The organism is Halobaculum sp. P14 (assembly GCF_051195155.1).
Classification (GTDB): Archaea; Halobacteriota; Halobacteria; order Halobacteriales; family Haloferacaceae; genus JBNTKA01.
The window spans coordinates 217,900-237,636 of sequence record NZ_JBNTKB010000004.1 but is presented as its reverse complement, the minus strand read 5'-3'; the positions used below and the strand labels follow the sequence as shown (position 1 = coordinate 237,636).

General features: G+C 71.2%; 20 protein-coding genes. 8 read left to right on the top strand and 12 right to left on the bottom strand.

The annotated features are described in order from the left end of the window. Positions 1–54: 54 nt before the first annotated feature. From ACQUS7_RS09950 to ACQUS7_RS09930, 5 genes are all read right to left on the bottom strand, one after another. Complete coding sequence (locus ACQUS7_RS09950; RefSeq protein ID WP_435146725.1) at positions 55–2,154, bottom strand: S9 family peptidase; 2,100 nt, start codon at positions 2,152–2,154, stop codon at positions 55–57. Between the two features lie 78 nt (positions 2,155–2,232). Beyond that, positions 2,233–3,372: an NAD(P)/FAD-dependent oxidoreductase gene (locus ACQUS7_RS09945; protein ID WP_435126265.1), complete on the bottom strand. Its 1,140-nt coding sequence runs from the start codon at positions 3,370–3,372 to the stop codon at positions 2,233–2,235. Between the two features lie 96 nt (positions 3,373–3,468). Continuing rightward, complete coding sequence (locus ACQUS7_RS09940) at positions 3,469–4,092, bottom strand: IMPACT family protein (RefSeq protein WP_435126268.1); 624 nt, start codon at positions 4,090–4,092, stop codon at positions 3,469–3,471. Positions 4,093–4,121: 29 nt separating this feature from the next. After that, a complete protein-coding gene (locus tag ACQUS7_RS09935; RefSeq protein WP_435146723.1) occupies positions 4,122–4,646 on the bottom strand; it encodes a hypothetical protein in 525 nt (174 codons plus the stop codon). Positions 4,647–4,700: 54 nt separating this feature from the next. Further along, complete coding sequence (locus tag ACQUS7_RS09930) at positions 4,701–5,201, bottom strand: amino acid-binding protein (protein ID WP_435146721.1); 501 nt, start codon at positions 5,199–5,201, stop codon at positions 4,701–4,703. A 169-nt stretch (positions 5,202–5,370) separates the two neighbouring features. Here ACQUS7_RS09930 and ACQUS7_RS09925 point away from each other — a divergent pair, with 169 nt between their 5' ends. Then, positions 5,371–6,186, top strand: coding sequence for a hypothetical protein (locus tag ACQUS7_RS09925; RefSeq protein WP_435146719.1), 816 nt, complete (start codon positions 5,371–5,373; stop codon positions 6,184–6,186). Between the two features lie 102 nt (positions 6,187–6,288). Here the strand turns inward: ACQUS7_RS09925 and hisB are convergent, their stop codons facing one another. Both hisB and hisA read right to left on the bottom strand, forming a co-directional pair. Next, positions 6,289–6,879, bottom strand: coding sequence for an imidazoleglycerol-phosphate dehydratase HisB (gene hisB / locus ACQUS7_RS09920; RefSeq protein ID WP_435126279.1), 591 nt, complete (start codon positions 6,877–6,879; stop codon positions 6,289–6,291). Positions 6,880–7,080: 201 nt separating this feature from the next. Then, positions 7,081–7,803: a 1-(5-phosphoribosyl)-5-[(5-phosphoribosylamino)methylideneamino]imidazole-4-carboxamide isomerase gene (gene hisA, locus ACQUS7_RS09915; protein WP_435146794.1), complete on the bottom strand. Its 723-nt coding sequence runs from the start codon at positions 7,801–7,803 to the stop codon at positions 7,081–7,083. A gap of 164 nt (positions 7,804–7,967) precedes the next feature. On the opposite strand from hisA, the gene ACQUS7_RS09910 reads away from it, so the two are divergent. Genes ACQUS7_RS09910 through ACQUS7_RS09900 form a run of 3 tightly spaced genes read left to right on the top strand, consistent with a single transcriptional unit; the run spans position 7,968 to position 10,561 of the window. Then, on the top strand, positions 7,968–8,453 hold the full coding sequence (locus ACQUS7_RS09910) for a cation:proton antiporter regulatory subunit (protein ID WP_435146716.1): 486 nt from the start codon (positions 7,968–7,970) through the stop codon (positions 8,451–8,453). Continuing rightward, positions 8,453–9,649, top strand: a complete 1,197-nt coding sequence (locus tag ACQUS7_RS09905; RefSeq protein ID WP_435126284.1) for a cation:proton antiporter — start codon at positions 8,453–8,455, stop codon at positions 9,647–9,649. The genes ACQUS7_RS09910 and ACQUS7_RS09905 overlap by 1 nt, the downstream gene beginning before the upstream one ends. Positions 9,650–9,694: 45 nt before the next feature. Beyond that, positions 9,695–10,561, top strand: a complete 867-nt coding sequence (locus tag ACQUS7_RS09900) for a CheF family chemotaxis protein (protein WP_435126287.1) — start codon at positions 9,695–9,697, stop codon at positions 10,559–10,561. Between the two features lie 157 nt (positions 10,562–10,718). Here ACQUS7_RS09900 and ACQUS7_RS09895 read toward each other — a convergent pair whose 3' ends face one another. From ACQUS7_RS09895 to ACQUS7_RS09875, 5 genes are read right to left on the bottom strand one after another with little or no spacing between them, the layout of a single operon-like run. Next, on the bottom strand, positions 10,719–11,606 hold the full coding sequence (locus ACQUS7_RS09895; RefSeq protein WP_435126289.1) for a CheF family chemotaxis protein: 888 nt from the start codon (positions 11,604–11,606) through the stop codon (positions 10,719–10,721). Then, positions 11,603–12,826, bottom strand: coding sequence for a HEAT repeat domain-containing protein (locus tag ACQUS7_RS09890; RefSeq protein WP_435146713.1), 1,224 nt, complete (start codon positions 12,824–12,826; stop codon positions 11,603–11,605). Before ACQUS7_RS09890 ends, ACQUS7_RS09895 begins: the two co-directional genes overlap by 4 nt. After that, the gene (locus ACQUS7_RS09885; RefSeq protein ID WP_435146711.1) at positions 12,826–13,638 is read right to left on the bottom strand and encodes a CheR family methyltransferase; all 813 of its coding nucleotides are present in this window, start codon (positions 13,636–13,638) and stop codon (positions 12,826–12,828) included. Before ACQUS7_RS09885 ends, ACQUS7_RS09890 begins: the two co-directional genes overlap by 1 nt. Next, entirely contained in the window at positions 13,635–15,908 is a 2,274-nt protein-coding gene (locus tag ACQUS7_RS09880; protein ID WP_435146709.1) for an ATP-binding protein, read from the bottom strand. Before ACQUS7_RS09880 ends, ACQUS7_RS09885 begins: the two co-directional genes overlap by 4 nt. Continuing rightward, positions 15,908–17,017, bottom strand: coding sequence for a protein-glutamate methylesterase/protein-glutamine glutaminase (locus tag ACQUS7_RS09875; RefSeq protein WP_435146707.1), 1,110 nt, complete (start codon positions 17,015–17,017; stop codon positions 15,908–15,910). The genes ACQUS7_RS09880 and ACQUS7_RS09875 overlap by 1 nt, the downstream gene beginning before the upstream one ends. Positions 17,018–17,119: 102 nt before the next feature. On the opposite strand from ACQUS7_RS09875, the gene ACQUS7_RS09870 reads away from it, so the two are divergent. The 4 genes from ACQUS7_RS09870 to ACQUS7_RS09855 all read left to right on the top strand — a co-directional run bounded on the left by ACQUS7_RS09870 (position 17,120) and on the right by ACQUS7_RS09855 (position 19,705). Further along, a complete protein-coding gene (locus ACQUS7_RS09870; RefSeq protein WP_435126304.1) occupies positions 17,120–17,572 on the top strand; it encodes a chemotaxis protein CheW in 453 nt (150 codons plus the stop codon). 265 nt (positions 17,573–17,837) lie between these two features. Further along, complete coding sequence (locus ACQUS7_RS09865) at positions 17,838–18,536, top strand: RAD55 family ATPase (RefSeq protein ID WP_435146705.1); 699 nt, start codon at positions 17,838–17,840, stop codon at positions 18,534–18,536. Beyond that, entirely contained in the window at positions 18,536–19,000 is a 465-nt protein-coding gene (locus ACQUS7_RS09860; RefSeq protein WP_435146703.1) for a hypothetical protein, read from the top strand. The genes ACQUS7_RS09865 and ACQUS7_RS09860 overlap by 1 nt, the downstream gene beginning before the upstream one ends. A 78-nt stretch (positions 19,001–19,078) precedes the next feature. Continuing rightward, positions 19,079–19,705, top strand: coding sequence for an RAD55 family ATPase (locus ACQUS7_RS09855; RefSeq protein WP_435126312.1), 627 nt, complete (start codon positions 19,079–19,081; stop codon positions 19,703–19,705). The last annotated feature ends 32 nt before the right edge of the window (positions 19,706–19,737 follow it).

Here is a 19,737-nt window from a genome sequence, read left to right as displayed (position 1 = left end):
AGACGGCGTCCGAGAGGCGTTCCTCCCCCCGATTCGGCCGTGTCGTCCCTCGGTCTACTCGTCGCCGCTGCGGTCACCGCCCGCATCGTCGCCGTTTCCGTCTGCGTCGCTCTCCTCGCCGTCCTCGTCGTCGCCGGCGCTGAGTCCGTCGTTCTCCGGCCGGTCGAGTGCGCGCTCCGCGTCGTGGTACTCGGAGTAGCCGTCGAACCACCGGACGATGCGTTCGATTCGGTCGACGATGTGCGCCGGTTCGCCCGAGCGCGACAGCTCGTGGCCTTCACGCGGATACCGGACCATCCGCGTGTCGACGCCCTGTTTCCGCAGGATGCGGTGGAACAGCTCCGCCGTGTTCGCTGGCGTCCGGTAGTCCTGGTCCGAGTGGATGACGAGCGTCGGCGTCGTCACGCCGTCGGCGTGCGCCACCGGCGACTGCTCCCAGAGGAACTCCGGCTCCTCCCACGGGGTCGTGTCGTAGTCGCCTTCGACGAGCTTGTAGGCGCTGTCGGTCGACCCGTAGAAGCCGGTGAAGTCGTAGACGCCGCGCTGGGAGACGGCGGCGCGGTAGTAGTCGGTCTGCCCGACCGTCCACGACGTCATGAACCCGCCGAAGGAGCCGCCGGTGAGGAACACGTTCGACTCGTCGACGTAGTCGCGGGCGGCGACGGTTTCGGCGCCGGCCTGCACGTCCGTGAGCGTCACGTCGCCCCAGTCGCGCTCGATGGCCTGCATGAACTGTTCGCCGTAACCGGTGGAGCCGCGCGGGTTCGACCAGAAGACGACGTACCCGCGCGCCGCGAGCGTCTGGAACTCGTGCCACATCGTCCCGGACGTCGTCCACATCGCGTGCGGGCCGCCGTGGACTTCGACCGCCAGCGGGTACTGCTCGTCGCCGTCCTCGTCGAACCCCGGCGGCGTCAACACCCAGCCGTCGACGTCGCCCTGGTCCGACTCGAAGTGCAGCGCCTCCGGCTCGCGCACCTCGACGTCGTCGAGGTAGTCGGCGTTCAGCTCGGTGAGCCGCTGCTCCTCGTCGCCGACGGCGTCCTCGCCGGTGAGTACGAACACGTCGCCGGGGTGGTCCCACTCGCTTTTCGCGAGCACCGCCGCGGACTCGCCGACGTGGCCGCCGCTGATTTCGCCGCCGCGGTACTCCTTCGCCGGCGGTTCGCTCGCGTCGCCCGGCGCGGACCACAGCGCCGTCGCGCCCCGGTCGGGCGTCGTGAAGTACAGCGTCTCGCCGTCCGGCCCCCACTGCGGATGCGCCTCGAAGCCGAGCGTCCGGTCGAGCGTCTCGGTCACGTCGTACGTCTCTCCGGTTTCGCGGTCGTACACGTGGAGTTCGGTCGGCTGGATACTCGCCTGCTCCTCGGCGGTGTACAGGTAGGCGATTCGGTCGCCGGCCGCGGCGAGCGCGGCGCCCCAGCCGGACGACCGGTGGACGTCCTCGGCCTCCCCGGTGTCGGTGTCGTAGGCGACGATGTCGTACCGCAGGTCGTCGTCGGGGTCGTCGCCGACCTTGTCCGCGGCGAAGTACAGCGTCGACTCGTCGCCCCACGTCGGCGACATGTGGTCGTGGTCGCCGTCGGTGACGCGCGTCACGTCGCCGTCGTCGACGTCGAGGACGTACACCTGCGAGCGCTTCCCGTCGAAGTAGTGCTCGGCGGACCGGTAGACGGTGCGGTCGATGACCCGCGGGTCCGGCTCTTCGGATTCGTACTCGTCCGGAACCTCCAGGTCGCGGTCGGCGTCGCGGTCGTCGTCGGTCACCGACTGCGTGAACGCGATTCGGGAGCCGTCCGGGCTCCACTCGACGTTGCTCACGCCGCCGACGACGTCCGTCACCTGCTCGGCCTCCCCGCCGGCCAGCGGGAGCAGCCATAGCTGCTGGGTGTCGTCTTCTTTGCCGCGCGTCGACGTGAACGCCAGCCGGTCGCCGTCCGGCGAGAACCGCGGCTCGGCGTCGTTCCCTTCTTCGAGCGTCAGCCGCCGCGCGTCGTCGCTGCCGTCGGCCGGCACCACGTACACCGTCGACTCGTACTCCTCGTCGCCGTCCGGCACCGTCCGCACGAACGCGACGCGCTCTCCGTCCGGCGAGAGCCGCGGGTCGCCGGGCTTCGCGATGTCGTGGTAGTCGGCAGCCTGAATTCGCTCCATACCGCGGCGGTCGAAGCCGCGGCGGAAAGGCGTTCTGAACCCGGAACTCCGCGGTCGGTACGGGTGATTCCTGCCGATTCACTCGAACCGCGCCGGGTCGAACGCGGCCGGGTCGGTCGGCGGCGACTCGCCGCGGACGAGGTCGGCGACGACGCGTCCGCTGTAGGGGCCGAGCTGCAGTCCGGTCGCGCCGTGGCCGGTGGCGAGGTACGCGCCGTCGACGTCCGGCGCGGCGCCGACGAGCGGCAGGCCGTCCGCGGCGACCGGCCGGAGTCCGACGCGGGTGTCGGTCGGCTCCGCGTCCCGGAGGCCGGTGGCGACGCGGAGCGCTTCGCCGTACACGTCGTGGAGTCCTTCCAGCGTGGCGTGCGGCGCGAACCCGGTGCCGTCCTCGCGGGTGGCGCCGACGGCGACGCGGCCGTCCGGCCACGGGACGAGGTACTTGTGGCGGAACGCGGTCAGAATCGGCCAGCCGGCGGTGTTGTCGTCGACGTCGAAGTGGACGATTTGGCCGCGCTGCGGCTCGACGGGGATGTCGAGGCGGAGCGCGTCCGCGAACTCGCCGGACCACGCGCCGCCGGCGACGACGACCGCGTCGAACGCCCGGGTCTCGCCGCCGACGTCGACGCCGGTGACCGCGCCGCCGTCGGTTCTGATAGCCGTCACGTCGGCGCGTTCGACGGTGAGCCCGTGCGTCTCGCCGGCGGCGCGGAGCGCGTCGGCGAACTCGCGGCCGTCGACGCGCGCCTGGTCGCGGTACAGCATCGCCCGGTCGGCGTCGCCGAGCGGCGGGAACAGCTCGCGCGCTCGGTCGACCGAAATCTCCTCGAACGACCCGGGCTCGGGGGCGCCGTACTGTTCGGCTCGCCGCTCGGAGCGCCGTTTCGCGTCCGCGAACGGCTCGGCTTCGTCGTCGTCGAACGCGACGCTCAGCAGGTCGCAGTCGGCGTAGCCGTGGTCGGTCGCGCCGTCGGTTTCGAGCCGGTCGACCAGTTCCGGGTAGTACGCCGCGGCGTCGACGGCGAACTCGAACCACGGCTCCGACCCGGTTCGGCTGCTCGTCGCCGGCGCGATGATGCCGGCGCCGGCGTCGGTCGCTCTGCCCTCGTCCACCCGGTCGAACAGCACGGCGTCGACGCCGCCGCTGGCGAGGTGGTACGCGACCGACGACCCGACGATGCCGCCGCCGACGACGGCGACGCGGCTCGGTGAATCCATACGTCGAGGTTCGGCGCCGGCACCGTCAACGTACCTCCCGCCGACCCGGTTGCCGCTACCGCTTCGCCGCGGGCTCGTCGCGTCGTCGCCGGCGGGCTACTCGATGTCGACGCGGCCGCTGGTGGCGCTGCGAAGCCGGTCGCGGAGGCCCGCCGCGTCGTCGACGGGCGCGCGGACCCTGAACTCGACGGCCGCGTCGTACTCCGCGTCGAAGTCGACGCCGGCCGACTCCAGGATGCCGCGCACCGTCCCGGAGTCGTCGTAGGCGGTCGTCACCGCGAACCGCTCGTGCGGCACCTCCTCGGCGACGCCGGCGGCGTCGACGCCGTCCTTCACTGCTTTCGCGTACGCCCGCGCGAGGCCGCCGACCCCGAGGTTCGTGCCGCCGTAGTACCGCGTGACGACGACGACGAGGTTCCGGAGGTCGCGCTGCTGGAGGACGTTCAGCGCCGGCTTCCCGGCGGAGCCGGTCGGCTCGCCGTCGTCGCTCGAATACTCGCGGAGCAGCACGTCTCCGGGCGCCGTCGACGCGTCGTCGCCGGCCGGGACGCGGTAGGCGGGGACGTTGTGCGTGGCGTCGTCGTACTCGGCTTCGACGGCGGCGACGAACGCCTCGGCTTCGTCGACGGTGTCCGCCGGGGCGACGTGGCCGATGAACTCCGAGCCCTGCACGACGAACTCGGCGGCCGCCCGCTCTGCGACGGTCCGGTACGACTCCATGGCGGCCGTTGGGCGTCAGCGCTGAAAGGTCACTCGTCCGGCGCGGACTCCGCCGCGCCATCCACGTCGTCCACGCCGTCCCTGCTGTTCGCGCTGTTCGCGCTGTTCGCGCCGTGCTGCGCCTCCGGGTCGCCGACGAACAGCGCGAGGAACGCGGCGACGCCGACCAGTTCCGCGGCGAACGACACCAGCGCGAGCGCGTCGGTCGCGAGGTGGCCGGCGACGATGGTGACCGGGTTCCCGACGCCGTGGCCGGAGTAGAGGCCGCCGTGGCCGGTGAGGTGCCACCAGCAGTAGCCGACGAGGTACGTCCCGAGGACCCCGGCGGTCAGCGCGTACAGCCGACGGTGGTGTGCGCCGCGGACGACGACGGCCGCGAGCACCAGGAGCAGCACCGCCGACGGGACGAACAGGTACGGGCGCGGGTCGGCCGCCGAGAGCAGCGGCAGGTACACCGCCAGTTTCGGGAGTCCGACGAACAGGTGGACGGCGGCGGCGACGGCGGCGGCCTGTACGCCGATGATTCGGAGGACGGTCGCGGCGCGGTCGTTCATGGCTCGGCGTCGGGACTCGGCGGCGAAGAACACGTCGGTTCCGTCCGCGCGGCCTCAGAATTCGAGGCTCTTGACGTACGGCAGCTCCCGGATTTCGACGAGCAGGTCGCCCGGCACCGGCTCGTCGGTGATGACGTACAGCTTCGGGTCGTCGGCGAACTCCGGGTCGTCCGACAGCACCTGCCGCAGCGAGATGTCCGCGTCCGCGAGCATCCCCGTGATGTCGGCGACGATGCCGGCGGCGTCCGGGTCGCCCACCTCGACGGTGAGCACTGTCAGCCCGAGCACCGGCGCGAGGTCCATCAGGCTCGGCACGGACGTGATGTTCTCGAAGATGCTGCGTAGCTCGTCGTCCGCCAGAATCGCGGTCGTGGTCGTGTCGACGACGCGGCGGTCCACGCCGGCCTCCCGCGCGATGCCGGTGTTCGGGATCTCGATGCCGCCGGAGACGACGCGGCCGTCCTCGTTCACGGAGAAGCCCCGCTCCAACAGCAGCCGGATGACGGCCTGCTGACCGGGCGACCCCTCGAACTTCCCCATGATTTCGTCGAACATCCGTGTCCTACAGTGTACAGGGTTGGGCATAACAGTTCGGTGTCGCCGTCGCCGCCGCGTCGCCGCCGGGCCGGTGTTCCGTCGCTGCCGGGTCGCCGGGTCGACGCGGTCGGGCGTCACACCTCTGTCCGACGGAAGGCACTTGGCCTCCCGCGCCGACGTGGCTGACATGCGCGAACTCGACTGCGACTTCTGCGGCGCGCCGGCCGCCGGCGCCTACGAGGTCGTCCCGGAGGAACTCGACCCGGCGCCCGCCGAACAGGTCCGCGTCGTCCTCTGCGCCGACTGCCGCGCCACTCTCGACACCGTCGTCGGCCCGCTGCTCGACCGCCTCGGCGTCGACGACGCCGCCGACACCGCCGCCGCGGGCGACGTCAGAACCGGCGGCGGCGACGCCGACGCCAACGCCGCGGCCGGCCAGGAGCGCACCCCTGGACCCGACGCGGGCGGAGACGCAGGCGGCGCGGGCGGCGACGACGACGGCCCCGCGGACGCCGAACGCGGCCGGAAACTGTCGCCGGCGGACGACGCCGTCATCATCGACCCGGCGGGCCGCGTCGACAGCGAGGACGGCGCGCAGGCGGCGGCCCGCAGCGGCGACGACGGCGGCGACGCCGGATTCGACGACGGCGGGGACTCGCTCAACAGCCTCGTCACCGAGGCCGGCGGCGACGCCGACGCGGAGAACGGGGCCGGGGGCGCGGCGCGCGGTTCCGGCGACCCGACCGCCGCGGACGCCGACTCGGGCGGCGCCGACGACGCTGACGGCGACGACTCGGCCGCCGGCGCCGGGGCCGAACCGCCGAACTTCCGGAAGGTCATGCGGCTGTTGAACAACCGCGAGTTCCCGGTCGACCGCGCCGAAATCGTCGAGCTCGCCAGCGGCGCCTACGAACTCGACACGCGCGATGTCGACGACATCATCGACTACGCCGTCGACCGCGGCGTGCTCGCCGAGGAGAACGGCGCGCTCACGAAGGCGTGAGGCGCTGCGGCGACGGCCGCGGCGGCGACGGTTCTGGTGAACGGTAGCGGTGGTGACGGCGACGGCCGCGACAGCGACGGCGACGGCCGCGACGGGCGCCTGTTACAGTTCGCCTTTCGTGCTCGGCGTGTCGCTGCGGCGGTCGTCGAGCCGCGTCGCGTCGTCGAGCGCCCGGGCGAGCGCCTTGAACAGCGCCTCGACCTCGTGGTGGGCGTTGACGCCGCGCTCCACCTCCGCGTGCAGCGTCAGGCCGGCGTTCGTCGCCAGCGAATACGCGAAGTGCCGCGCCATGTCGCTGGTGAAGCCGCCGACCTGCGCCTGTGAGAACTCGCCGCGGAACTCGAAGTACGGCCGGCCGGCGACGTCGACGACGACGTTCGCGACGGCCTCGTCCAGCGGGACGCGCCGGTCGGCGTACCGCCGGATGCCGCGCTTGTCGCCGAGCGCCTCGTCGAGCGCCTCGCCGAGCACGATAGCGACGTCCTCGACGGTGTGGTGGTCGTCGACCGCGAGGTCGCCGTCACACCGCACCGTCAGGTCGAATAGGCCGTGTTTGGCGAGCGCCTCCAGCATGTGGTCGAAGAAGCCGATGCCGGTGTCGACCTCAGCGTCGCCGTCGCCGTCGACGGTCAGCGTAACCTCGACTGTCGTCTCCGCGGTGTCGCGGCTGACGGCCGCCGTGCGCTCGGTCATCGTCGGACCGACGACGCCGCGCGACAAGACCGTTGCGGAACCGCGGGTGTGGCGGAACCGCGGGTGTGGCGGGACCGCGGGTGTGGCGGGACCGCGGGTGTGGCGGGACCGCGGGTGCCCCGGAACCGCGGACGTGTCCGGCCGCCGCGTCGCCCGTGTCACCCCTCCGCCGTCTCCCCTGCCGTCTCTCCTGTCGCGGCGTCAGACCGCCATCGCCTCCTGCAGCGTGAACCGACCCTCGTAGAGCGCGGTGCCGACGACGACCGCGGCGGCGCCGGCGTCCCGGAGCGCCTCGATGTCGTACAGCGTCGCGACGCCGCCGGAGGCGATGACCGGGATGTCGACGGCGTCGGCGACCGCGGCGACCGCGGCGCGGTTCACGCCCTCCAGTTGCCCCTCGACGTCGACGTCGGTGAACAGGATGGCGCCGGCGCCGAGGCCCTCGTAGCGCGCCGCCGCCTCGGCCGGGTCCAGCCCGGTGGCTTCGGTCCAGCCGGAGACGACGACCTCGCCGTCTTTCGCGTCGAGGCTGACGACGACGCTGCCGGGGTGCTCCGCCGATATCTCCTCGACGACGTCGGGGTTCTCGACGGCGGCGGTGCCGAGGATGACGCGGTCGACGCCGTACTCCAGCAGCCACGTCGCGTCCGCGACCGACCGGATGCCGCCGCCGACCTGCACCGCCACGTCGTCGCCGACGGCGTCCACGACCGCCTCCAGCGCCGGCGCGTTCGCCCGCTCGCCGACGAACGCCCCGTCGAGGTCGACGAGGTGCAGCGTCTTCGCGCCCGCGTCCACCCACCGCTGTGCGACCTCGACCGGGTCGCCGTACCGCGACTCCGTGCCCGGCTCCCCCTGCACGAGCTGGACGGTTTCGCCGTCTTTCACGTCCACCGCCGGGATGACCTCGAACTCCGGAAACAGGCTCATGTCCCCGTGGTCAGCGGCGCCGGGCAAAACGTTCGTGGTCCCGACGGACCTGGTGCATCGACCGGAATCGGGGAGTCGACCCGGCTCGGCGGTCTCGGGGTCGCCGTCGCGGCGCTGCCCCACACTTATCTCGGCGCGCCGCGTCGGTCCGACGACAGATGACGGTGTACGAGTCGGATCTGCCGGGGGTGGGGAAGAAACACGAACTGGAGCTGAGCGACGGCGCCAGGCTCGTCGTCGTGACGCACAACTCCGGGAAGCGCGAGGTGTTCCGCCGCGCCTCGGCGGACGCGGACGCCGAGAAGCTGTTCGAACTCCCGGACGAGCTCGCGCGGACGTTCGGGACCGTCCTCGAGGGCGCGTACTTCCAGCCGGTGCAGTCCGCCGGCGCCGAGACGGTGCTCGGCGGCGACACGCTCCTCGAGTGGCACGAACTGCCCGCGGACTCGCCGCTCGTCGGGCAGACGCTGCAGGACGCGGACGTCCGCGGGCGGACGGGCGTCACCGTCATCGCGGTGCAGCGCGGCGACGAGACGATTCGGAACCCGTTCCCGGACACGACGCTGACGGACGGTGACACCGTCATCGTCGTCGGCACCGACGACCAGATGGACGCGTTCGCCGCCGAGTACGGGCTGGACTGATGGCGGGCGCCGGAGTCGGCGGCCTGCTCGCGCTCGGCGTCCTGTTCGCCGCCGTCGCCGCCGCCGGCGCGGTCGGTCGCCGCGTCGACCTCCCGTCGGTGCCGCTGTACGTCGTCGCCGGCGTCGTCGTCGGCCCGCACGTCGCCGGCGCGGTCGCTCCGTCGCTCGCCGTCCAGCCGACGGCGGGCGTCACGCTGCTCGCGGAGGTCGGCGTCGTGCTGCTGCTGTTCTTCCTCGGCCTGGAGTTCAGCATCGACCGGCTGCTCGCCGCGCGCCGCCGCCTCACCGCCGCCGCCGGCGTCGACCTGCTGGTGAACTTCCCGCTCGGCGTCGCCGTCGGCCTCCTGTTCGGCTGGGGGCCGGTCGCGGCGTTCCTGCTCGGCGGCGTCGTCTACGTCTCCTCGTCGGCGGTCATCACGAAGTCGCTCGTCGACCTCGGCTGGATCGCCGACCCCGAAGCCGAGCCGGTGCTTGGCGTCCTCGTCGCCGAAGACCTCGTCGTCGCCGTCTACCTCGCGCTCGCCGCCGCGCTCGTCGCCGGCGGCGACCCGGCGACGGCGCTGCCGTCCATCGCCGTCGCCGTTGGGTTCCTGCTCGTCGTCGCCGCCGCGGCGCAGTTCCTCGCGCCCCGGGTCGGCCACCTGTTCGGCGGCAACGACGAGGAGCTGGTGCTCCGGGTGCTCGCGCTCGCGCTCGTCGTCTCGGGCGTCGCGCTCGCCGTCGGCGCCTCCGAGGGCGTCGCCGGCTTCTTCGTCGGCGTCGGCGTCGGCGGCACGTCGCTGCACGACCGCGCCGCGGAGACGCTCGCACCGGTCAGGGACGCCGTCGCCGCCGTCTTCTTCGCGTGGGTCGGCCTCCGGACCGACCCGTGGCTGGTGATCGGCGTCGCCGCTCCGCTCGTCGTCGCCGTCGCGGTCACGGTGCCCGCGAAGGTCGTCTCGGGCACGTTCGCCGGGCGGCTGTACGGGCTCTCCGACCGGCGCGCCGTCCGCGTCGGGCTCGCGATGGTGCCGCGCGGCGAGTTCTCGCTCGTCATCGCCGCGCTCGCCGCCGCCTCCCCGAACCCGGTCGTCGCCGCGACGGTTCCGGCGTTCGCCGTCGGCTACGTGCTGTTCACGGCGTTCCTCGGCACCGTCGGGATGAGCCAGGCTGACCGCGTCGGCCGTTTCGTGGGCGTCGGTGACTATCACAACTGAATCGAGGGGCGAAACTGTCAAGTCCTCCTGGGTGTAGCGAAGAGTATGACCGAGTCGGTCGTCGCGGACTTCATCGGCCGGTTTTTCGTCCCCGGCGTTCGGGGGGAACCGCCGACCGGCCGCATCATCCTCAGCCAGCGCCGGCTGGTGCTGGCGGCCGACGACCACAAGGAGACGGTGCCGCTCTCGAAGGTGTTCGACGTGAAAGTCGGGCAGGTGCCGCCGGAGATGGCCGGCTACTTCAACGACACCGTCACCGTCGCGTACCGCTCCGGCGACGAGCGCCGCGTCGCCGCCATCGAAGGGAAGGACAAGAACATCGACCGGTTCGCGACGGTGCTGTTCAAGGTGCTGCTCAACGGCACCCCCGCGCTCGTCCGCCACCCGGCGCGCGTCGGCGGCCGGGTCACGGACGCCGACTCCGCGAGGGCGACGCTGGACGTCACCCGCGGCGCGCTGACGTTCGCGGACTGCCCGGAGCCGTTCACGGTCGACCTGAGCGCCGTCATCGACGTCGAACGGGAGGACCGCAACATCGGCGGCGGGAAGACCGCCGTCATCTCGTTCCGGCACATCCCGGACGGCACCGCCGTCACCTCGGAGGTGTCCATCGACTCCCCGCGGCTCACCAACATCCTCGGCCGCTACATCCGCCTGAAGTACGCCGACGTCCGCGAGGAGCTCGACGACGTCGACCTGCAGGAGCCCGAACTGGAGGTGCTCACCGCCATCTACTCCGCGGGCGAAGCCGTGTCGCTGTCGGCGGTCATCGACATGGAGCCCCAGCGGCTCACGATGCTGCTCAACGGCCTCGCCGACGACGGCCTCGTCGCCGACACCGAGTCCGGCACGACGCTCACCGCGAAAGGCCGCGTCGTCGTCGGCCAGCGCCTCGAATCCGTCAACACCTGACGCGGCCGCCGCAGCCGCGGTTCCTGTTCAGCCGGCCGCGACGACCTGGTTCTGTCAGCCGCCGTCGTCGACCCGATCTGTTCCGCCGCCGGCGACGCTTTTCACCTCGCGTCGTCCCTGCGGCTCCGGCCGGTACGCTTCGAAAATAGCGGCGTCGTTACTGTTCGTTCATCGCCTCGCTGGCGATGTTGCGGCCGCGCGGCATCAGGTTCACTTCCCGGCGCGTCCGGACCTCCTCGAGCACGTCGAGTTCGATGAGCCGCTCGAACGTCTCCTCGACGCGGTCGACGTCCATCCCGAGGAAGTTCGGGACCTCGAACGAGGAGACGCCGGAGTACAGCGCCATCAGGACTTCGCGCTCGGCCTCGGAGAGTTCGACGGCGCCCTGGTTCTGCTGTTGGCCCTGCTTCAGGTACGACTTCAGGACGGCGACGTGCCACGTCTCCCCGGAGAGGTACGTCTGGACGGACGTGCCGTTCTCGTCGGTGTGTTCGGCTTCGATGACGCCGCGCTTCTCGTCGAAGACGGTGCGCTCCACCTCTTCGAGCGTCCCGATGTCGTCGAGTTCGAGCCGGACGAACGCGCCGCTCTGGAGCGCGACGCTGACGCCGTCCGCCTCGATTTTGACGCGGGCGCGCTCGAACTCGGTGTCCTGGACGACGCCGCCCTCGACGGCGGGGTGGCGCGCGAAGATGACTTTCCGGTCGAGGAACGCCCGGTAGAGGTTCGTCCGGAACTCCTCGTGGTCCTCGGTGGTGAGCAGGAACACCTCGTCGTCGAACCGGAGGCTGACGTAGTTCGAGACGCGCGCCACCTCCTGGCTCGCGTCGTAGCGGCCGCCGAGCCCCTCGACTTTCGACAGCGACAGGGTGCGTTTCCCCTCGTTGCCGACGAGGACGATGCGCTTGTTCGACAGGATGATGCGGCCGTTCGTCCACGACACGTCGTTGATCTTCCGGCCGCCCTTCATCGCCTGCGCGAACCGGCCGCGGGTGTCCGTCACCTTGTACTCTTCTTGCTCCTGCTCTTTGCGTTGCTCCGTCATTGTCTAGCACCTCCGAGTTTCGACAGCGAGGCGAACGCTCGCTTCCGCACCTCCTTTTCGACGTCCTCGTCCGTGATTCGGTCGAGCGCCTCCTTCGCCCGCGACCCGCCGACGTCGCCGAGCGAGTACGCCGCCTTCGCGCGCGCCTCCGTCGACGCCTCGTCGTCGCGCAGCAGTGAGATGAGCGTCGACTCCACGTACAGCCCGTCGAGGTTGCTGATGCTGGTCGCGGCGAACTGCGCCGTCATCTTGTCGTCGTCGCCGAGCGCCTCCACGAGCGCGTCCACGACGGCCTCCGGCGGGTCGTCGCTGGTGACGCGCCCGAGGAACCAGACGGCGTTTCGGCGCTGACGGGCCTGCGAGGCCTCTTCGAGGATCTCGGTGAGCGGCCCGAGCACGGTCTCGTCGTCGGCCTGCTTCAGTTCGGAGACGACGGCGTCGCGGACGGCGTGGCTCTGCTTCGTCGGCGCGTTCGACAGCAGTTCGATGATGGAGAACACGGCGGTCCGCCGCACCGTGTCGTGCTCGTCGCCGAGCGCCGACGCCAGCATCGGCACCGGCTCCGCGCTGGAGGCGTTCCCGAGCGCGTTCGCGGCGACGCGCCGGATGCTGGGGTTGTCGTCGTCCAGCAGGTCGACCAGCGCGCTCAGCGCCGGCTGGGAGGCGATGGTGCCGAGCGCGTCCGCGGCGGCGGCCTTCACGGCGCCGTGGTCGTCGTCGAGTCGCTGCTTCAGTTTGCCGACCGGCCGCGGGTCGCCGATCTGGCCGAGCGCGTAGCAGGCGCGTTCGCGGACCCGGGGGTCGTCGTCGCCGAGCCCGCCGACCAGCGGCTTCACGGCGTCCGAGTCGCCGAGGTCGCCGAGCGCGTTCGCCGCCGCCATCCGGAACTCCGGCACCGACGACTGCAGCGCCTTCGCGTACGCCCGGACCGCCGCCCAGTCGGCCGCCGCCGGGTCGACGCCGAACTCCTCGGCGAGCAGCCGCTCGACGCAGCCGTCGCCGAGGTCGCCGAGCGCGTCGACGCCGGCCGCCCGCACCGAGTCGTCGTCGTCGTTGCGCGCGAGGTGGATGAGGACGTCGACGGTCCGGTCGTCCTCCGGGTCGCCGACGTCGCCGAGCATCTCCGCGGCGCGGCGGCGAACAGCGGCGCTGTCGCTGTTTTTCGCTCTGTCGGTGAGCGTCTCCATGTCGTTATCGCGGGCGAGTTTGTACAGCGACATTATCCCGTGTACTGGTAGATTCGGCTGCGTTTCGCGACGGCGTCGAACGCGTCACGGCAGCCGGGCGGCACCGTCTCGGTCTTCCCGACGACGAGGTAGCCGCCCGGCCGAAGCGCGGTCTGCAGCGTCTCGAACAGCGGCTCCTTGTACGCCGCGTCGATGTAGATGAGCAGGTTCCGGCAGAACAGCAGGTCGACGTCGGTCCGCGGCCGGTCCTGAATCAGGTCGTGCGTCTCGAACGTGACCCGCCGCTTCAGCGACTCGCGGATGCGGAACGTCGCGTCCTCCTGTTCGACGTACGGCTCGTAGCTCGTCAGCGGCCCGAGCTCCTCGCCGATGTCGGTGGTGCGCGTCGTCTCGTAGATGCCGGTGCGCGCCGCCTCGATGGCCTCCTCGCTGATGTCGCAGGCGTAGATGTCGAGGCTGCGGTCGTCGATGTCCGGGTCGTCCGCCGCCAGCATCGCCAGCGAGTACGGCTCGCGGCCGTCGGCGCACGGCGCGCTCCACGCCGTCACCGACCGCTGCTCGGCGGTGAGTTCCTGCACCACCGGCCGGAGGTCCGCCCACATGTCCGGGTCGCGGAAGAACCCGGTGACGTTGATGGTGAGCGCGTCGAGCAGCGCCTGCCGCTCGTCGTCGTCGCCGCGGAGGACGCTGAGGTAGTCGTCGTGGCTGTCGGCGTTCCGCCGCTGCATCCGCGCGGCGATGCGGCGCTGCAGGTACGCCTCGTTGTAGTACCCCGGCTCGAACGGCACCTCGTCTTCGACGTAGCGGATGACCCGCGACAGCCCGTCGTTCTCCACGGAACTCATCGCGGCTCCCCCAGCGTCTCCACGTCGAGGATGGTGACGACGTCGCCGTCGCCGAGCACCGCCGTCCCGGACAGCCCCGGGATGCCCGACAGGATGCCTTCGAGCGGCTTCACGACGACCTCCTCCTGGTGGAGCACGTCGTCGCAGTGCAGCGCAATCGGCCGCTTCTCCTCCCGGATTCGGAGCAGCATCCCGTCGTCCTCGTCGCCGCCGGCGTCGGTGCCGGCGCTTCCGACGTCGCCGCCGTAGCCGTCCGCGTCCGGGTCGCCGGGGACGGCGGCCGGGTCGTCCGGGCCGCTGCCGCCGTCGGCGTACGCCGCGTTCGCGGAGTCGCTGAGCACGTCGCCGAGCCGGACGACCGGGTAGATGTCGTCGTCGTGCCGGACGACCTCGTCTCCGTGGGCCGTGTCGATGCCGCCGGCGCGGGACACCTCCGCGATGTTCTTGATGGGGACGCCGTACTCGACGCCGTCGACCTCGACGAACATGACGCGGACGATGGCGACCGTCACGGGCAGCCGAATCTCGAACCGGGTGCCTTCGCCGGGCGTCGACTCCAGCGTGACGGCGCCGTCGAGCTGCTTGACGGTGGTGCGGACGACGTCCATGCCGACGCCGCGGCCCGACACGTCCGTCACTTCGTCGTTCGTGGAGAACCCGGGGTGGAACACGAGGTCGCGGGCCTCCGCGTCGTCCATCGCGTCGACTTCGGCCTGGGTCTTCACGCCCTTCTCGACGGCCTTCTCGCGGAGCGCGTCCGCCTCGATACCGCCGCCGTCGTCCTCGACGACGATGGTGACGTGGTCGCGTTCGCGGCTCGCCCGGAGCTCGATGGTGCCCTCCGGGTCCTTCCCGGCGGCCTCGCGCTCGGCGGGCGGCTCGATGCCGTGGTCGACCGCGTTCCGCAGGATGTGCACCAGCGGGTCGCGGATCTCGGTCAGGATGGTGCGGTCGAGTTCGATGTCGCGGCCGTCGATGTCGAACTGCACCTGCTTGTCCTGGTCGCGCGCCAGGTCGCGGACGAGCCGCGGGAACGTGTCCACGACCGCCGACAGCGGGATGAGCCGCATGTCCATCACGGTGTTCTGGAGGTTCGACGAGATCTTGTCGAGCTCGTCGAGGTTCTCCGACTCGATGCCGGCGGTCTCCATCTCGCGGCGGAGCTTGATGCGGCTCGTCACGAGCTGTTCGACCAGCCCGTACAGGTCGTCGAGCTGCTCGACGTCCACCCGGACCGACGAAATCGTGTCCGAGGAGCTGCTCGACCCGCCGGAGTCCCCGGTTTCGCCGTCCGCGGCGTCTCCAGCGTCGCCCTCCGCGTCGTCCGCGGTGTCGGAAGCGTCGGCGGCGGGCTCGCCGGTCGAACTGCCCGCCGCGTCTTCGTCGCCACCGGCGGCGTCGTCGCTGTCAGCGTCGCTGCCGGCGTCCGCTGATTCCGGAGCGTCGTCGCCGGGCGCCGGGTCGACCGCGTCCACGGACACCTCGTCGACCTGGCTGACGGCGTCGAGGCCGGCGGCGACGGCGTCGCCGGTGGTCGCCGGGACGTACACGTCGAACGTGTCGTCGTAGTCGCCGTCCTCGACCGCGTCGCGGTCCGGGTCCGTGCCGACGGCGCCGAACGCCTCCTCGACGGCCTCCAGCACGAACATCGCGTCGACGCCCGGCATCTCGGTGTCGCCGAGCGAGACGGTTCCGCGGTAGACGCCCTCGTCGTCGGCCGGCTCGATGCCGTGGTCGACGTCGACGTCGACGCCGGCCGACTCGGCGTCGTCGGTGTTGGGTTCCGATTCGAGGTCCGTGTCCGCCGTCGCCGCCGACTCCGATTCGGCCGCCGATTCCGTGTCTGCGTCGTCGCCGTCGCCGTTGCCGCCGGCGGTTTCGAGCGCCTCGGAGCCGTCCTCGGCGAGGGTGCGGAGCGCCTCCTCGGTGTCGGTCGGGTCGACGGCGGTGTCGCCGGTCTCGTCGATGTCGCCGAGCATCTCGTCGAGCAGGTCGACGCCCTCGAACAGCAGGTCCATGAGCTCCGGCGACACGTCGATGTCGCCGTCGCGGACCTCGTCGAGCAGGTCCTCCATCGCGTGCGCGAGCCCGGAGAAGTCGCCGAACCCCATCGCCGCGGCGTTCCCCTTCAGGGTGTGCGCGGTCCGGAAGATGGCGTCCATCGCCTCCGCGTCGTCCGGGTCGGATTCGAGCGCGAGCAGCGAGTTGTTCAGCTCCGTGATTCCCTCCTCGGACTCGCGGACGAACGCCCGGATGTGCGCTTCGGACATCAGCGCTCACCTCCGACGATGCCGACAGCGACGTCGTCGAGCGGCACCACGGAGTCGACGCTGCCGGTCTCGGCGGCGCGCTTCGGCATCCCGTAGACGACGCAGCTCTGTTCGTCCTGCGCGACGACGCGGCCGCCGGCGCGGCTGATGGCCTCGACGCCGTCGGCGCCGTCGCTCCCCATTCCGGTGAGGATGACGCCGACGAGCGGACCGTCGATGACCGCGGCCGCGGACTCCATCGTGACGTTCGCGGACGGCCGGACGCCCTGCCCGCGGTCCTCGTCGACGAGTTTCACGCGGAGCCGGCCGTCGCGGTAGTCCGACACCTCCATGTGGGCGCCGCCGCGCGCGACGAGCGCCTCGCCGCGGGCGATTCGGGCGCCGTCGGTCGCCTCCGACACGTCGAGGTCGCAGGCGTCGTCGAGCCGCTCGGCGAACCGGCCCGTGAACGCCTCCGGCATGTGCTGGACGACGAGGACGCGGATGTCGGCGTCGCCCGGGAGCCCCGAGAGGACGCGCTCGACGGCGTCCGGTCCGCCGGTCGACGAGCCGATGACGACCGTCGTGTTCGGCTCCACGTCGTGCGTCGACGTCGCGGTCAACGCCGCGGTCGTCCCGGTCGCGGACCGGCTCGCTGTCGTCGTGGACGCGCCGCCGCCCGAGATGTCGGCGCCCGCGACCGACCGGACCGTGTCCACGAGCTGGTCTTCGAGCCGTGAGACGCCCATCGACACCTCTCCGCCCGGCTTCGCGAAGAAGTCGACGGCGCCCGCGTCGAGCGCTTCGAACGTCTCCTCGGCGCCGTCTTCGGTGTACGCCGACAGCATCAACACCGGCGTCGGGTGTTCGCGCATCAGTTCCTCGACGGCTTCGATGCCGTCCATCTGCGGCATTTCGACGTCCATCGTGACGACGTCCGGGTCGGTGTCGCGGACGACCGACAGCACCTCCGTGCCGTCTTTCGCTTCCCCGACGACGTCCACCCCGCCCGCCTCCAGGATGTCCGTGATGAGTCCCCGCATGAACCGGGAGTCGTCCACGACGACCGTCCGCGGCGCAGCGGTGCCGCCGCGTGCGCTCCCTCCGGGCCGCGTGGCGTGTCGCGTCATGGCTTCAGCTTCCAACACGCCGTTCTTCAAGGCTCCGTCCCGAATTTCAGCGGTGATACCTCGGGGAGTACGGTTAAGGTCGGCGACCCGCCCGAATCGGGTATGGCGAGCACGCAACGCACATCTGACGGCGACGCGGCGGCGGAGGCGGACGTCACGCAGGTACTCGAGTTCGGCCTCGGCGAGGAAACGTACTGTCTCGACATCGCGTACATCGACGAGATCGTCGACGCGGCCGACCTGACGGCCATCCCGAACTCGCCCCGGCACGTCGAGGGCGTCATGGACCTCCGCGGCAAGACGACGACCATCATCGATCCGAAGACGCTGCTCGGCGTCGCGGAGAGCGGCGCGCGCGAACGAATCATCGTGTTCGACCCGGACGAGGTCAACGACGGCAACACCGTCGGCTGGGTCGTCGACGAGGTGTTCCAGGTCCGCGACGTCGCCGCCGACCAGGTCGACGAGGCGACGACCGCCGGCGACGACGACGTCCGCGGCATCGTCAAGGGCGACGACCGGTTCGTCGTCTGGGTCGAACCGCAGACCGAGTAACCCGGCCGCGTCGCGCCGGCGAAACTCCGATTCCAGTTCCGCGGTGTCGCTTCGACACCGCTTCACTGACGGTTCGATGATGGTTCTACGGTGCTTCTTCGACGCTTTAGTGACGCTTCGATAGCACGTCGACGTATTATCGACATCGCTTTTCTGCGGCTCCCCGGCGAAGCTGTCCGGGCTCTCTTCGCTCGCGCCCCCAGTCCGTTATCACGCCTGAGAGCCGGGGACGAATCCTTATGCGGCGCGTCGGCGCAGCACGACCATGCGCGTATCGAGCGGCGTGGACGGGTTCGACCGCCTGGTCGACGGCGGCCTCCCGGGCGGCAGGCTCTACGTCATCTGCGGCCCCCCGGGCAGCGGCAAGACGACGTTCTCCGCACAGTTCGTCGCCGACGGCGCCACCGACGGCGAGCGCTGCCTGTTCATCAGCATGCACGAGAGCCGCGATGACCTCGAACAGGACATGGCCGGCTACGACTTCGGCTTCGCGGAGGTGCTCGACTCCGGGAACGTCACGTTCCTCGACGCCTTCTCCTCCGACGGCAAACGGTTCTTCGGGATGCCGGGCGAACGCCGCGACCTCAACAGCATCTCCAACCGAATCACGTCGTTCGTCGAGTCCCGCGACGTCGACCGCGTCGTCATCGACTCGACGATGCTGCTCCGCTACTACCTCGACGACACCGACGACACCGTGATGCGGTTCCTCTCGTCGCTCAAGCGGACCGACGCCACGACGTACCTCATCTCCGAGATGACCGACCCGTCCGCGTACGCCGACGAACACTACCTGGCGCACGGCGTCATCTTCTTCCACAACTACATGGAGGACGACGGGATGCGCCGCGGCGTCCAGGTCGTGAAGATGCGGGGCACCGACGTCGACACCGACATCCACGACCTCCGGTTCACCGACGCCGGCCTCGCCGTCGGCGACGCCGACGCCACGATTCCCCAGTGATGTACGAGGAACGACTCGGCACCGACTGGACCGACATCTCCCCGGACGAAGCCATCCGCCGGGCGTACGCGCTCGGCGTCGCCGCCTCGTTCGGCTACCGGAACGACGACGAGTTCGACCGGCTCCGCGACGCCCTCGACACCTCCTACGACCGCAGCATCATCGACCTCGCCTACCAGGAGGGGAAACAGACCGCGACCGAACTCCGCGGCACCGACGACGTCGACGGCGCCGACGACATCTGGACTCACCTCGTCACGGGCGCGTCGCCCACGGACCCCGGCGACGTCGACGCCGAGGACGACCCGGGGACTCCCGGCCCTGCCGGCGAGTTCCCGACGATGCTCGACCGCGCCGCCCTCCTCGACCGCGCCGAACTGCTCGACGGGGGCGCCGACCTCGGCGCGCTCGGCTTCCCGTCGCTGCTCGGCTCGCCGACCGACCGGTCCGACGCGGAGGAGTGACTCGCCGTGTACTCCCCGAAGCGCATGGCGGCGCGGGCGTGGACAAAGGTTTTAGCCGTCGACCGCGTCGTTTCTCGTATGTTGGAGGACGCCCCGTTCTCTATCGACGGCACCCACGAGGGCCGGAGCCTCCTCATCGCCGGGCCGCCGATGACGGGGAAGTACGACCTGATGTTCCGGCTGCTCGCCGAGAACGCCGACCGCGGCATCATCATCACGACGGGTGACGCCGCCGAGGACGTCCGCGCCGACTTCGCGGAGGCCGCCGGCGTCGACCCGGAACTCGTCGGCGTCGTCGACTGCGTCTCCCGGCAGCGCGGGGCGTCCGTCACCGACTCCGAACGCGTCCGCTACGTCTCCTCGCCGAAGAACGTCACCGAAATCGGGATGAAGTTCACGGACCTCTTCGAGGTGTACCGCGAACACGGCGCCCCGGTCGGCGTCGGCATCCACTCGCTGTCGGAGCTGCTGATGTACCTCGACCCGCAGGACGTCTACCAGTTCGTCCGCGTGCTCACGAAGCAGGCCGAAAGCGAAGGCTGGTTCACCGTCTCCGTCATCGGCTCGACGATGCACGACGAACAGACGCTCCACACCATGTACGAGCCGTTCGACACCGTCATCAACACCCGCGAACAGGACGGCGCCCGCGAACTCCGCGTCCGCGACCGGCAGCAGACCGCGACCGCCTGGACGTCGTTCTGACCCGGGCCGGCCGGCTCCAGGCTCGGTGACTC